Below are 14,718 nucleotides of genomic sequence, written 5' to 3' on the forward strand. Positions count from 1 at the left end.
TTAGTTGTTGGAGAAGTGTATGAATTCGTACCATTAGCAGATCCACAGACACCATCTACAGACTTGCTGGCGGTACAGGTTCCACTGGTTGCTCCTCCGTTTGTTGATGCACAAGTCCAAGTCCAGGGACCAGAGCCAGAGACAGAGGAAGCGTTTCCAGGGTTACAGAGGTTAGTTGTCGGAGCAGAGGGGTAATACGAGCCATTAGCAGATCCACAGACACCATCTACAGACTTGCTGGCGGTACAGGTTCCACTGGTTGCTCCTCCGTTTGTTGATGCACAAGTCCAAGTCCAGGGACCAGAGCCAGAGACAAGGGAAGCGTTTCCAGGGTTGCAGAGGTTAGTTGTCGGAGCAGAGGGGTAATACGAGCCATTAGCAGATCCACAGACACCATCTACAGACTTGCTGGCGGTACAGGTTCCACTGGTTGCTCCTCCGTTTGTTGATGCACAAGTCCAAGTCCAGGGACCAGAGCCAGAGACAAGGGAAGCGTTTCCAGGGTTGCAGAGGTTAGTTGTTGGAGAAGTGTATGAATTCGTACCATTAGCAGATCCACAGACACCATTCAAGGCTCTGTAGGCAGAACAAGAAGCTCTACCTCCACTATAATCTCCTTTGCAATACCAAGAAACTGAAGCTCCTTCTTCTGGGAAAACAGGAGTTGTACCATCAAGCGTTCCTGTCGAACAAAAACTTGTATCGGTAATAGTAGGCCAATCAGTAGCACTAGGATTGTTATATCCATTTGTAGAAGTATATTCAGTAGAAAAATCTCCACAAGCCCCGACAATAACAGTACCAATACTATAATCATTAGTATCACAATTGTATGCATATATATCATTAGGAGCAGGAGTAGAGAGTTTGGCATAAATTTGGCAACTCTTTCCATCTGTTGAAGCATAAGTATAATAATTTCCAGAATCAGGGTCTATTGGAAGATTCGGTAAATATGCTTCTAAAAAAGTAATAACATCCGTGTTGCAACCACCGTCCTCCACTGCCGCTCCAATATTACATCCATCTGCAACAATAGGTTTGGGAGCATAATTTTCAGAAGAATAAGTAGTAACGGCATTGGCTAATAATTCAATATCTGCTTTTCTTTTAACGTCTTTTCCAGCATTAATAGAATTATTTGTTTGCACAATCACAAAACCAGTAAGAATAGAAATGACGACTATTATTACTAATAGCTCAATCAAAGTAAAAGCTTTTTGTTGAGACATATTTTTTAATTAAAATAATATTAAATATATTATAATAAATAATAAAAAATAATGCAATGAGCCAGAGGCGAGAATTGAACTCGCAGTCTCTTCTTTACGAAAGAATTGCTTTACCGTTAAGCTACTCTGGCTTAAATAAACCTTTAATCCAGTTTACAAATCCTGTAAAAATTTGCAATACGTTATTATCACTGTTGTTGTTTTTCGAAACATTGCTATCTTTCTTAATTATCACTACCTGTTCTCCTGGTTTTTGCATTCCTAAATCTTCTCTAGCTACTTTTTCTAAATATTCGCTACTATTAGTTTCTCCTAAACTAAAATTGAGGGAATCTTTCTCTTTCGTTAATGATTCAACAGTAGAATCAAGGGTTTCTAAATTCTTATTTAGTTCTGTTCTTTTCTGAAATATTTTAATATTTGAATACAATAAAAAGAAGATAAACCAAAAGCCAAAAATTGACCAAAAAACGATCGAAATCTTTCTTTTGTTAAAATGGATTCCCCACTTCACTTTTTTGTATTTTTTTGCTAACATATAAATATATGATAAATAAAAATTCTAAAAAATTCAGAATTATTTGGATTGTCCTTGTTTCATTAATCACTCTCTCAATGATAATTTCATTGGTTGGACCAGCTCTATTTTCCAGATAATTAAGAACCAAAAACTTTCAAGAATACTTCCGAGGGAATCTTTAATTTCCCTCTTTCTTTCATTCCTTTTTTTCCTTTTTTCTGTTTTTCTAAAAGCTTCCTCTTTCTAGTATAATCTCCTCCATATAAAGGAGCAAGAACATCTTTTCGACGTGCACTGATTGTTTCACGCGCTATAATTTTACCTCCCACTGCTGCCTGTATTGCTACCGCAAACATTTGAACTGGTAAAACTTCTTTTAATTTTTCAACAATTCTTTTGGCTTCGCCTTGAACCTTAGTTTTGGGCAAAATTCTTGAAAATATCTCTTCTTCTTGCCCCGCAATTAAAATCTCTAATTTTACTAAATCGGCTATCCTGTATCCAGTTTCTTTATATGTCATTGAAGCATAACCTTGGGTAACATTTAAAAGATTCTCGTAAAAAACTCCAATAATTTCTCGTAAAGGTAGTTCATATACCAATAAATATCTGTCTTTTCCAAAGGGACGAGAATCAACATGTTTCCCATCTAGCCCACCCAACAACTCGAATACTCTTCCTAAATATGCAGCCCCAATAATTAAGGTTACCTCTGTCCATGGTTCATAATGTTCTTTAAAGTTGTCTGACCAATTATTCGGATTATAGATCATCACTTCGTTACCTTTTCCATCCGTAGCTTTATAGCAAACCTGCGGAGCACCGATAACTAATTCTAATCCAAATTCTCTTTTTAATCTTTCTATTGTTATTTCTGTATGTAGAGTTCCTAAAAATCCACAAAGAAAGCCTCTACCAAAAGCCTGAAAGTTTTGATGCTGATAAAACAGGGCTGAATCATTAAGTTTTAATTTAGATAAAGCTAATTTTAATGTTTCAAAATCGTCCTGCTCTTGCGGATACATAGAAACAAATATTTTCGGTTCAGGATCCTTATACCCTGGTAATGGTTCCAATTTTAATTCTTTGTCCTGAATTAAAGTAACTGTATCACCAATTCTAATCTTTTCTGGATCTTTGATGCCAGTAGCGATAAAACCAATTTCCCCAGATTTTAGTTCTTTAATTGGAGTCATGTCAGGCTTAAAAACTCCCATTTCTTTAGCTACTCCTTCGGCTCTAGTGTTTAAAAGAAATATTTTGTCGTTAACTTTAATTTTCCCATCAATAACACGGATATATGAAACAACTCCTAAAAAAGTGTCGTATTGAGAATCGAAAATTAAAGCACGAAATGGTTTTTCTTCATTAACTTCTGGACCTTCCACTTTTTCTATTACTGTTTGAAGCAACTCTTCAACATTTTCTCCAGTCTTCGCCGAAATAGAAATTATTTCATCTTCCGAAACTCCTAAAAATTCAGCAATTTCTTTTTTGACTTCTTCGGTTCTGGCTTGAGGAGAATCAATTTTATTCACTGCTGCAATAATAGTCAATCCTTCTTTCTTTGCTAGTTCTAAATTAGTAATTGTCTGAGCTTGTATTCCTTTGGTTGCGTCAACCAAAAGAATGGCTCCTTCAACTGCAGCCAAACTTCTACTAACCTCATAATTAAAATCAATATGTCCAGGAGTATCAATTAAATTAAGCATTACTTCTTCGCCATTCCTATCTTTATACATCATCTTAACTGGAGTCATTTTAATCGTAATCCCCTTTTCTCGCTCTAAATCCATGGCATCTAAATACTGGGGTCTCATTTTGCCTTTTTCAATCGTTCCGGTTATTTCCAAAAGACGGTCAGCTAAAGTTGACTTGCCGTGGTCAATATGGGAAATAATGACAAAATTTCTAATCTTCATTTCTTAATATTATATTCTTAACTCTTCCAATTTCAGACATCTTTAAAATCATAGTTAATACACAATAAATAATAAAAGATATTAAACAAATGACGGTAAATTCAATTGAGACCCCAACAAAAGAATTTCCAAAAATTGTTTTTAAATATGGTAATAAATACCAAGCCGCAATTCCCATAACAACCGAAGAAAATAATATCTTCAATAAAGTAATTCCTATTTTTTTAATTCCAAAATCTCCAACTGTTTTATAAAAGAAATAAAAAAGAAGTATGAACTCGAAAAGCATTCCAATGTTAAAAGCAACTACCAGTCCTAAAACAGAAAAATTAGCTGTTCCATCAAGCTCTAAAATATTTTTTGTAAAATTAACTAAAAAATTATTTCCATTAAACACACTCACAAATAAAAATGAAAGGCATATATTTGCCACAACCGAAACAATTGCAATAATTGTTGGCGTAATAGTATCTTTAAGACTAAAATATCCCCTTAAAAGCACAGGGACCAAGCATTGAGTTGCCGTGCTCACAAAATATAATCCAAGAGCAGCCGCAGTAATAGTAACCGCAGTTGAACCAAAATTTCCTGTTCTCAGAATAATATCAACAATTTCATTCCTTAGGATAAAAATTAAAACACCAATAGGAAAAGAAATATACAATACTTCATTGAATATTTTTCTAAACTCTTTAAAGTATTCTTCTTTTTTATTCTCCGCCCACAATTTAGAAAGCAAAGGAAAAATTGCTGTCGCAAAAGAAACTCCAATTATTCCAATCGGCAAATACCTTAAATTATTAGAAAGATTGAAGATAGAAATAGCTCCGACGCCTATTCCTGAAGCAATAAGAGTAATAAAGATGAAATTGATTTGTGATGATGAAGAAGCAATTGTTCGAGGAATAATTAATCCAAAAAAATCTCTAAGAGCTGGGCTTTTAAAATCAATAATGAATTTGTATTTGTATCCGCATTTAAGGGCTGAAGGAACTTGGATTAAAAAATGAAGAAAAGAACCGATTATTACTCCTAATCCTACCCCAAAGACTCCAAGAGATGGAGAAAGAAAAACAATTCCTAAAATAATTCCTAAATTATATACAATCGGAGCCAGGGAATAAGAAACAAACCTATTAAAATAATTCAGAATCGTTGAAAAAATAGAAGAAACTCCGAAAAAGAAAACGCTAGCAAAAATCAATCTCGTTAAAGCAATAGTTTTCTGAATTGAAGCTTCGTCAAAACCAGCAACCATTGAAGATATTATCTGCGGAGTATAAATAATAAAAAGAATAGCTGAAATAATATAAGAAATAAAAAATATATTTAAAATATTATTAATGACATCCCAACTCTTCTCTTTGTCTTTAATAAAATTCTCGGCAAACAAAGGCAAAAGAGAAACTATTACTCCCCCGGCGAACAAAATACTATAAACTAAGTCGGGGATCCTAAAAGCAGCAAAATATATGTCCAAATCAGGTGAAGCTCCAAAAGTCCCTGCTAAAAGTCTGTCCCTAACCAAACCTAAGATTCGGCTCAACAAAACAGCTATTGTTAAAATAACTGCTGCCCCTGTAACCGTATTTTGACTTGAATGCAAAGCTTTTCTGAAAGACATAATATGAATATATAATAGCTTAAAACAAGAATTCGGTAAACTATTGACCATAAATAAATATTGTTTTAGAATAAGGTGCCTTAACAAATCGGACAGTCGCCTTTAATTAGGAGGAAAGTCCGAACTTCCATTCCCGATTCGTCGGGTCTAAAAGAGTAGCGGGTAATCCCCGTCATTCGTGAGAAAGAGGTGCGAACAGAGACGCTTCAATCGAAAGAAAGAAGCACCCCTCGGGGTGAGCTTTAAGAGTAATCTTAAAGGTGAAACGGCTAAATCCTTACTTGGAAGCAAGAACAAATCCCGCAAGGGAAAAAAGTAGTTCGCTCGAGGCAAAGAGTAATCTTTGTCCCAGATAGATGACTGTTTAAAACAGAATTCGGCTTACGGGTTTGTTAAGGTATTTAAAAACCGCTTGATGCGGTTTTTTTGTTAAACTAATAATGATTTTAATTCCTTTACGTCTCCTTCAAGCTTCTCTATTCTTTCTCCGTGGTTAACAACAATTTTATCTAGTTTCTTTTCCATTTTATCTAAACGTTTATCTACCCCTTCAAAACGTTTATTAACATTTTTAGTAGATTCTTCAAATTCCTTATGAACCATTATTGCTAAATTATCAATTGTGATGTTTTTTTTCATATTTTTATTATATTCTTCGATTAAAAATTGTCAAATATTTACTAAATTAAACTTTTAATCAATTAAATATCAAAATGTTTTAATAAGTAATCTTTTACTATTTTAAAAGTTTCTTGATTTATCTTGCCTATTTTATTAACAAATCTTAAACGATCAAAAGAAACAATATTATAAACTTTTATTATTGAATCAAATTTGAGACGATTATCTTTATCGGCTTCAATAAAAATATCGTCATCGGTTTTATTATCTAAATTAGAAGTTAATGGTAAAATTGTAACTAAATTGCTTCTCATAATTTGTCCATCCGATTCAATCACTAATGCTGGCCTTTTACCCTGATACTCGTGTCCAGAACTAGGATTAAAATCAACTAAAAATAATTCTCCGCATTTAATTTCTGGCTCAATTATCATAAATTTTCATAATATTCAACTTCTTCTCTTGATATATCCCCTAGGTCATCAAGAATATCCACAGAGGAGGCGTCTCTCATTAAGGCCATCTCGTCAGGTTTTTTCATCACCCTAACAACTTTCCCACAAATCAAATAACTATCTTGATCTTTTTTGCTTATATATATAGGAGGAAAATCTTGACTTGATTCAGATAAAAGAATTATTTGATTATTAGGCTTATCAATATAAAACTTTTTAATATTCACAACTCCATCAATAATAGAAACAACACAATCTCCGTTTTTAGCGGTGGAACCCTTACTAATAATTACAAAATCTCCATCTTCAATATTTTTATTATTAATCACCGCCCTATTCATAGAATTACCGACAGCTTTTAAAACAAAAAGTTCTTTAATCTTATTAATTAAATTTTTTTCTAATAAATTACGAGATAATTTTAAATATCCTTCTATTTTTTCATCTGCAAATATTAAAGCTTGTCCACAATTAGCTGATCCTAATATAGGTAAAGATAATAACCCTGATTTACCAAGCCCTCCTTTCATTTTTTTTGTTTTCTTACCATCAGGAGTCACAACTAACAATCCCTTACCAATTAATTGATTAATGTGGTGTTTTATTTTTTGTGGACTATTAGGTTCATGCACAAGTTCGCCTATCTTCCTTAAGGTTAAATCTGATAGATTATAACTATCGGCTAATTTTATTAATTTTTCTTGAATAATGTGCATACTTTAAAATAAGGTTATATTATTGTAATTATATCAATTGCTTGACGCTTGTCAAGTTATTTTAATTATTGACAATATTATTTACACTGCGCCTCATTAAACTCAATAGAATATTCTACTGACTCCTACATAGAAAAAGACCCAATGCAACATTGCACCAGGTCTTCTATTAAGACTAAATTACTTTCCAATTTTCTTCGCTAATTCAACTAATCTGCAAGAATAGGCCCACTCATTATCATACCAAGCCATAAGCTTAACCATATTTCCATTAACTTTAGTATATTCTGGGTCAAAAATTGAAGAAAAAGAATTGCCTTTAAAATCAGAAGAAACCAAAGGTTCTTTTTCAACAAAGAAAACTCCTTTCATTTCCCCTTTGTTTGAATATTTATCAAAAGCTGCATTCACTTCTTCGACTGTGGTTTCTTTTTTAATCTCACAAACTAAATCAACTAAAGAAACGACTGGTGTTGGAACTCTCACCGCGATCCCGTCCATTTTTCCTTTAACTCCTGGAACTACTTTCCCTATCGCTTTAGCTGCTCCGGTTGTCGTAGGAACAATATTCTCAGCAGCGGCCCTAGCCCTTCTTAAATCTTTGTGTGGCAGATCTAAAAGATTTTGATCATTAGTGTATGAATGGATGGTAGTCATAAAACCCTTGACGATTCCGAATTCAGCTTCAAGTATTTTAACTACTGGCGCCAAACAATTAGTCGTGCAAGAACCCATGTCTATTATGCTTTCATTCTTGTATTCATCAGCATTAATTCCTAACAGATAAGAAGGAATGTCATCATCTTTAGCAGGAGCAGAAATTATAACTTTTTTAGCTCCAGCAGTAATATGCTTAGTTAAACCAATTCTATCTCTAAATACTCCCGTACATTCTAAAACAACATCGATTTTTAAATCTTTCCAAGGAAGCTTTTCTGGATCTTTTTCGGCTAACATTAATATTTTTTTTCCATTAACAACCATATAATCTCCTTCGAGTTTGACTTCGCCATCAAAAACTCCATATGAAGTATCGTATTTAAATAAATGAGCCAATGTCTTGTTGTCTGCTAAATCATTAATAGCGACAATCTCAATATCTAAATTTTCCTTAATTGCTGCTCTTAAAGAACATCTTCCTATTCTCCCGAAGCCATTGATTGCAATTTTTGTTGCCATATATTTTTTAATCTTCTATTTTTAATAACTCACAAATCTTTTTTCTATCAAAACCAACTACGAATTCACCGTTAATATCTATAACGGGAACTGTTGTTTGTTTTGTTTTATCAATCATTTCTTTTTGAGCCGTTAAATCAGCTGAAACATCTATTGATTCTACTTCTATTCCCTTTTCTTCTAAAAATCTTTTCAAAGCAAAACAATATGGGCAAGTGGGGGTTGAAAATATTCTTACTTTGGTCATTTTTTTAAAGTATTATTTATCTTTTCTTCTATTCTACATAACCTATTGTATTTTGCCAATCTTTCTCCTCGACATGGTGCTCCTGATTTAATGTAGTCAGAAGAAATGCCAACCGCTAGATCAGCAATAAAACTATCACAGGTTTCTCCAGAACGATGAGAAACTATTGTTTTAATTTTGCTTTCCTTGCAGACTTTAGCTGCTTCCAAAATTTCTGTAACTGTTCCCACTTGGTTAATTTTCAATATTGCTCCATTGCACGCCTTCTTTGCTTGAGCTTCTTTAATAATGCTTGAATTGCTAACCAATAAATCGTCTCCGATAATCATAATTTTATCACCCAATCTATTGGTAAGCTTTTCAAATCCTTTCCAATCTTCTTCAGAGAAAGGATCTTCAAGACCGATAATCGGATAACATTTTACTAAGTCAGAATAATAATTAAGCATATCGGCGACAGAAAACACTCCCATTCTTAATCCATAATATCCCTCAGACACCTCTTTTTCTTTTTTGTAAAACTGACTGGAAGCAATGTCTAATATTATATTTGCCTTGCCTGTATATTCTGAATCATCAATTGCCTTAACCATTAAACCTAAGGCAACTTCAGGAACTTCTATTGGAGGAACAAAACCACCTTCATCTCCAACATTAATTGCAAAACCTGGATAACTATTTTTTAAAAATTTCTTTAATTTATAATATATTTCTGAGCCCATTTGCAATGATTCTCTAAAACTTTCTCCAGTAGTAGTAATCATGAATTCTTGAAAATCAAGACCATTATCAGCATGAGCTCCGCCATTAATAACGTTAAAAGCTGGATTAGGCATTTTCAAATCTTCATTACCAAATAATTCAGCGATGTATTCATATAATTCAAGATTTTTAGCTTTTGCTCCAGCTCGACAAACTGCCATTGAAATTCCGACAATTCCATTACTCCCTAAATTATATTTTCCACTTGTTCCGTCTAATTTAATCATTGTCTCATCAATCTCTTTCTGATTAGTACAATCCATTCCTATTAATCTCGGAGCAATTATTTCATTAACATTTTTAATTGCTTTCAAAACTCCCCTTCCTCCATATCTATGATTATGATCCCTCAACTCATACGCCTCCCTTGCTCCTGTTGAGGCACCCGAAGGAACTGAAGCTGTAAAAACTCCTTCTTCGGTTATACAATCAACTTCAATCGTTGGATTACCTCTTGAGTCAAGTATTTCCCTAGCTTTAATGTTTTTAATCTTCATATATTAATATATTTATATGCGTTAATCACCGCTACTGCTCCTTGCCCGCAAGCAACAACAATTTGTTTTACTTTTTGCGAAGTAACATCTCCTACGGCAAATAATCCTGATGTTTTAGTTTCAAAAGTTTCAAAGTTAACAACAATCTCTTTTTTTTCATTTAATTCTACTAAGTCTTTTAAAAAAGATGTAGCTGGCTGGTATCCTGCCTGAACAAAAACACCTTGAACATTTAGCACCTTCTCTTCTCCTGTTTTTCTATCTTTAAAAACAATTTGATTAACAAAGTCTTCTCCTTTTATTTCCTGCAATTCAGAAGATGTAATAACTTTTATCTTCGTAATTAAAGAAGCCTTATCCTGATTTTCTTTTCCGCATTTAACAACGTCTCCATATTCTAAAATATATATCTTATTGGCATAATTATTCAAAAATAAAGCAGCCTCAAATCCAGCCTCTCCCCCTCCAATAATTGCCACGTCTTTATTATTAAACAAAGGGCCATCGCAAGTAGTGCAATAACTCACTCCGCGTCCTAAAAATTCTTCTTCGCCTTTTACCTCTAGTCTTCTTGGTTCTGAACCGGTCGCTATGATTACTGTTTTTGATTGGATTGTTTTTCCTTCTTTGGTTAAAACAGAAAAAAAACCATTTTCTTTTTTTAATTCAGAAACTTCGTCGCTCAAAACTTCAATTCCTTTGTGTTTTAATTGATCTTCAAATTTAGCAATTAATTCAAAACCAGATATTTTTTCAAATCCTGGATAATTTTCAATATCAACTGCTTTATGTCCCATTTGTCCGCCAAATTCTTTAGTTATGACTAAAGTTTTTAATTTCTGCCTAGCAGAATATATCCCTGCGGTCATTCCGGCTGGACCTCCTCCGATAATAATTAAATCGTAATCCATTATATTTTTCCCTTTAAAAATTCTTTAGCTTTTTGTCCGAAATCAGGATGATCTAATAATAAGGTCAAAAATGATTTAAACCAAGTATTTTTGTCTCCACATTCAAGCCAATCTCCCTTTATCTCGTAACCATAAATAACCTTGCCCTCTTCGGCCATTTGTCCTAAAACCTGACTAATAGAATAATCATTCATCCTCATTGATTTATCATTTTCAATCCTCTCAAAAACTTCAGGAGTAATAATATATCTTCCCAGAATAACTAAATCAGATGGTGGTTCCCCTTTTGGTTTTTCAACGACCTTTTTTATCTTAAAAACATTATTTGCTATTTTTTCTACTTCCACTACTCCATATTGTGACAGTTTATCTCTTGGCATTCTTTTAAGGCCAATTACCGGTCTCTGGCATGTTTCATAAATTTCTTTTAATTGCTGAAAACCAGGAAGTTCTTTTGAGTAAATTATATCATCACAGAAAAAAACACCTACAGGCTCATTGCCAGCAAAATTCCTGGCCTGATATATGGCATCTACATTTCCAGAAGCTTTTTTTTGAATAGAAAAAGAAAATTTTATTTGCTTTGAAACCTCATTTAACCCTTTCACCATTTCTAATTCTTCTTTCTTATTTCTTTCTCGTAAAAGAGCCTCTAATTCAGGATTGGAATTAAAATACGCTGTTACATCTTTTTGGCTTTTTCTTGTTACTAACTGTATCTCTTTTATTCCTGACAAAAGAGCCTCCTCAACAGAATAATGAATTAATGGCTTATCAACTAAAGGAATTAATTCCTTTGAAACTACCTTAGATAAAGGTAAAAATCTAGTTCCCATTCCTGCAATAGGAAAAATAGCTTTTTTAACTGTTTTTTTCATATATTATTAATTCTTTTTTGATTTTCTTAAAAAGGCTGGAATTTCAAATATCTTTTCTTCTTCCTCTTCCTTTTCCTCTTCCTTCTTCTCCGCTTCTTTTATTTCTAAGGCTGATCTTCTTACTTCCACGTCTTTTTCTACTTTTTCTACCTTCGGTTTTGTTTTTTTTGTTTTCTTAGGGATTTCTTTTTCTTCTTTTTTAATTATCTTTTTTCTTTTTGCTTTCTTTTCTGCTTCGGTTGATGTAGCCAAGATAGTTACTTTGATTTCATTTCTTAATTTTGGATTTTGCGAAAGACCAAAAATAATTTTGGCGCTAGGAGCCAATTCGCTTATCTTCTCGCTAATTTGAGATAATAATTGAAGAGATAAATCTTTAGAAGCTTCAATATTAAACATGACATTATCAGCATTCTCAAAACGATATTCAAGGATAGGGTTCTTTAATAAAATTTTAGTAATATCTTCGGCTGTTTGATTTGATTTTCCTTTGGTAAAATTAAGATAAGCAATTTTTCTCTTTCCTTCTAGTATTGTTCTAATATCAGCCCAATCAATATTTATCAATCCAGGAGAATATATTGTTCGCAATAATCCCTCTAAAGATTCAGCTAATTTATCATTTAAAAGATTCAAGGAATCGGCAAAAGAAACCTCTTCTTTGGTCAATGAAAATATCTTTTCATTAGGAAGAACCATAAAGGCATTAAGATTGTCTTTTATCTTTTCTAATGCTTTTACTGACATATCCATTTTCTTTTTCCCTTCAAAAGAAAAAGGTGTTGTGAATATGCCTAAGGTATTCAATCCTAATTCTTCAGCAATTTTAGTCAAAATCGGAGTAGCGCCCGTTCCTGTCCCTCCCCCTAAAGAAGAAATAAAAATATATAAATCTTTATCATCAGAGAATAAACTTTTTAATTTTTCAATATCTTCCTTAGCTGCCTTCTCCCCCACCTCTACATCTCTGCCTGTTCCTAATCCCCTCGTTAATTTATTCCCAAAAGAAATTGTTTTCAGCGCTTTAGGCAAAGATTTTAAAGCTTGATTATCGGTATTTAAAGCGATGAATTCTACTTTCTGAGCAGAAAAATCTTTTAATTTCTTTAAAAGCTCGGCAATAATATTACCTCCTCCACCCCCAACTCCAATAACTTTAATTTTGACCTTCTTTCCTACAGATTCTACTTCATTTTCTTTATTCAAAACTGCTGGTTTTTGAACTTTTTTAATTTTTGGTTTAATTTTCTTCATTTTTATATTATACCTCCTTATTCTTCTATTTTCAATTTGATAGCTATTTCCTTAAATTCTTCCGCAGAAACACTTGCCTTACTAGTAACATTAAAATGGAGATTATCATCTTTTCTTCTGGGAATAACATGTAAATGAAAATGAAAAACTGACTGCTCAGCGCTAATTCCTGAAGCATGATATAGATTAACTCCATCAGCACCAAAAACATCTTTCATCTTCTGAGCAATCTTCTTGGAAACCGAAATTATTCTTTCTAAATACTTCTCTTCAATTTCAAAAACATCTTTAACGTGTTTTTTAGGAATAATTAAAACATGCCCCTTGCTAGCTGGGTTAATGTCCAAAAAAGCTAAAACCAAATCGTCTTCATATATCTTATAGCTTGGAATTTCGTTATTAATAATTTTACAAAAAATACAATTTTCCATATTTTTTAAATTAATTTACTAATTCTCCGCAAAAAACATTTATTTATAATTTAAAAATATTCCCTAGTTCCAAAGAAAGCAAATAATCCAAAAAATCCTAAGAAGCCACTAAATCCTGGAATTAGTCCAATTAATCCCAACAATCCCCAAAATCCTACCTTCCATAAGTCAGTTGGTTCTTTGGTGATTATAAACTCCATTGTTGCGTAAATCAAAACAATTATAGAAATCACTATAAACAATCCCAATAAAACTAAAGAAATCCATTCTTGCTTACCCGAAATAAAAGTTAACAAACCGTTAATAATAGCCAATATCACACTGATTAAAAATGATATATAAACTTGCTGAACCCTTTTGCTTATTGTCATATATATTTTTTAATTATTATGTTCGGAAGTAGGGACTCGAACCCCAATTACCAGGGCCAGAACCTGGTGTCCTACCATTAGACGACCTCCGAATGTGATTACTTTTTACCATTAAAAGGACTAGAAATCAATAGAAGAGATTCCTTAATTTTTAAATAATATTCAATAGAACTAAGAGATATTGTATTATTAATCTCTTAAATATTTTCTTACTGCAAAATATGAAGAAAGTAATCCTAGACCAAGACCAACTATTAATTCTAATAATATAATAATCAGAAGATTTGATTTAAAGAAAACCAAACAATCAAATCCCATAAAGAGAGTGGTTAGTTGGGAATTAAAGAGGAAGAGAACGATGGTTAAAAGCATGAATGATATAATAGAGGCAAAGAATCCACAAAGCCCTCCCTGAACCAAAAATGGGCCTCTAATGAAACTATTCTTGGCACCGACCAGTCTCATTATTTCAATTTCTTCCTTTTGGGAATAAATACTTAGTCTTAATGTATTAAAAGTAATAATAATAGCAATTAAAGAAAGTATGGCAGTGAAAAATAATCCTAGAACCTGAACGCTTTTAGTCAGCTCACTTAATTTTTCTATCATCACTCCCCTTTTACTATCATTAACTTCACTAATCAAATCTTTATATTCATCTTTAGTCAAATATTCTGAAACTTCTTTGTATTGTGATGGTTCTTTGGTTTGTATTCTTAGCGCTGGTAAAAATGGATTAGTTCCTAATAAACTCAAAGCTTCCATGTATTGATCTCCCGCATGGGCAGTAACAAAAGTATTATATGCATCTTCTGAAGAAATATAGTCAACTTTCTTAACTTGTTCTAAGGTTAGTAAGCTATCCTTAATTTGAAGGATAGCATCTCTTTCTACGCCTGCCTTAAAAGTAACTGATATGTCTATTTTATCTTCCAGTTGCTGAGTTAAATAAGAAACAGCTCCTTGAAAAAAGAATAATGCTGTTCCTAAAATAACTGCAATAAAAATAACTAGAGAAGTGGCAAAGGTTAAAAATCCTTGTCTCCAGAAATTATCCCACCCATTTTTAAATGTTTTTTTAAAAAAGTTTACCATATG

The 14,718-nt window shown here is 32.7% G+C and carries 16 protein-coding genes and 2 tRNA genes; all 18 read right to left on the minus strand.

The features are described 5' to 3' along the window. Nucleotides 1–1,232 (minus strand): type II secretion system protein (locus PLD14_00005; protein HPR79598.1); only part of this gene is annotated, 1,232 nt, incomplete at its 3' end. Nucleotides 1,233–1,291: 59 nt separating this feature from the next. Further along, nucleotides 1,292–1,363, minus strand: a tRNA-Thr gene (locus tag PLD14_00010). Next, nucleotides 1,354–1,770 (minus strand): septum formation initiator family protein, encoded by a 417-nt coding sequence (locus PLD14_00015; protein ID HPR79599.1) that lies wholly within the window; start codon nucleotides 1,768–1,770, stop codon nucleotides 1,354–1,356. Before PLD14_00015 ends, PLD14_00010 begins: the two co-directional genes overlap by 10 nt. 119 nt (nucleotides 1,771–1,889) lie before the next feature. After that, nucleotides 1,890–3,674 (minus strand): translation elongation factor 4, encoded by a 1,785-nt coding sequence (lepA, locus tag PLD14_00020; GenBank protein ID HPR79600.1) that lies wholly within the window; start codon nucleotides 3,672–3,674, stop codon nucleotides 1,890–1,892. After that, entirely contained in the window at nucleotides 3,664–5,298 is a 1,635-nt protein-coding gene (gene murJ, locus PLD14_00025; protein HPR79601.1) for a murein biosynthesis integral membrane protein MurJ, read from the minus strand. Before murJ ends, lepA begins: the two co-directional genes overlap by 11 nt. Nucleotides 5,299–5,727: 429 nt before the next feature. Beyond that, nucleotides 5,728–5,937, minus strand: a complete 210-nt coding sequence (locus PLD14_00030; GenBank protein HPR79602.1) for a hypothetical protein — start codon at nucleotides 5,935–5,937, stop codon at nucleotides 5,728–5,730. Nucleotides 5,938–5,999: 62 nt separating this feature from the next. Next, nucleotides 6,000–6,353, minus strand: a complete 354-nt coding sequence (locus PLD14_00035) for a type II toxin-antitoxin system PemK/MazF family toxin (protein HPR79603.1) — start codon at nucleotides 6,351–6,353, stop codon at nucleotides 6,000–6,002. After that, a complete protein-coding gene (locus tag PLD14_00040) occupies nucleotides 6,350–7,090 on the minus strand; it encodes a S24 family peptidase (GenBank protein HPR79604.1) in 741 nt (246 codons plus the stop codon). Before PLD14_00040 ends, PLD14_00035 begins: the two co-directional genes overlap by 4 nt. Nucleotides 7,091–7,270: 180 nt before the next feature. Next, nucleotides 7,271–8,269 (minus strand): type I glyceraldehyde-3-phosphate dehydrogenase, encoded by a 999-nt coding sequence (gene gap, locus PLD14_00045; protein HPR79605.1) that lies wholly within the window; start codon nucleotides 8,267–8,269, stop codon nucleotides 7,271–7,273. 7 nt (nucleotides 8,270–8,276) lie between these two features. Next, the gene (locus PLD14_00050) at nucleotides 8,277–8,516 is read right to left on the minus strand and encodes a glutaredoxin domain-containing protein (protein HPR79606.1); all 240 of its coding nucleotides are present in this window, start codon (nucleotides 8,514–8,516) and stop codon (nucleotides 8,277–8,279) included. Then, nucleotides 8,513–9,775 carry a phosphopyruvate hydratase gene (gene eno / locus PLD14_00055; protein HPR79607.1) on the minus strand — a complete coding sequence of 421 codons (1,263 nt, stop codon included), beginning with the start codon at nucleotides 9,773–9,775 and terminating at the stop codon, nucleotides 8,513–8,515. The genes PLD14_00050 and eno overlap by 4 nt, the downstream gene beginning before the upstream one ends. Further along, nucleotides 9,772–10,686 carry an FAD-dependent oxidoreductase gene (locus PLD14_00060; GenBank protein ID HPR79608.1) on the minus strand — a complete coding sequence of 305 codons (915 nt, stop codon included), beginning with the start codon at nucleotides 10,684–10,686 and terminating at the stop codon, nucleotides 9,772–9,774. The genes eno and PLD14_00060 overlap by 4 nt, the downstream gene beginning before the upstream one ends. Next, entirely contained in the window at nucleotides 10,686–11,564 is an 879-nt protein-coding gene (locus PLD14_00065; protein ID HPR79609.1) for a UTP--glucose-1-phosphate uridylyltransferase, read from the minus strand. The genes PLD14_00060 and PLD14_00065 overlap by 1 nt, the downstream gene beginning before the upstream one ends. 6 nt (nucleotides 11,565–11,570) lie before the next feature. Further along, nucleotides 11,571–12,818, minus strand: a complete 1,248-nt coding sequence (locus PLD14_00070; GenBank protein HPR79610.1) for a cell division protein FtsZ — start codon at nucleotides 12,816–12,818, stop codon at nucleotides 11,571–11,573. 17 nt (nucleotides 12,819–12,835) lie between these two features. Then, a complete protein-coding gene (locus tag PLD14_00075; GenBank protein HPR79611.1) occupies nucleotides 12,836–13,249 on the minus strand; it encodes an HIT family protein in 414 nt (137 codons plus the stop codon). Nucleotides 13,250–13,299: 50 nt separating this feature from the next. Further along, nucleotides 13,300–13,620, minus strand: coding sequence for a hypothetical protein (locus tag PLD14_00080; GenBank protein ID HPR79612.1), 321 nt, complete (start codon nucleotides 13,618–13,620; stop codon nucleotides 13,300–13,302). Nucleotides 13,621–13,641: 21 nt separating this feature from the next. After that, nucleotides 13,642–13,712: transfer RNA gene (locus PLD14_00085), tRNA-Gln, on the minus strand. Between the two features lie 97 nt (nucleotides 13,713–13,809). Then, the gene (locus tag PLD14_00090; GenBank protein HPR79613.1) at nucleotides 13,810–14,715 is read right to left on the minus strand and encodes an ABC transporter permease; all 906 of its coding nucleotides are present in this window, start codon (nucleotides 14,713–14,715) and stop codon (nucleotides 13,810–13,812) included. Between the last annotated feature and the right edge of the window lie 3 nt (nucleotides 14,716–14,718).

Source organism: Candidatus Pacearchaeota archaeon, assembly GCA_035404185.1.
Taxonomy (GTDB): domain Bacteria; phylum Patescibacteriota; class Minisyncoccia; order Minisyncoccales; family Minisyncoccaceae; genus UBA2211.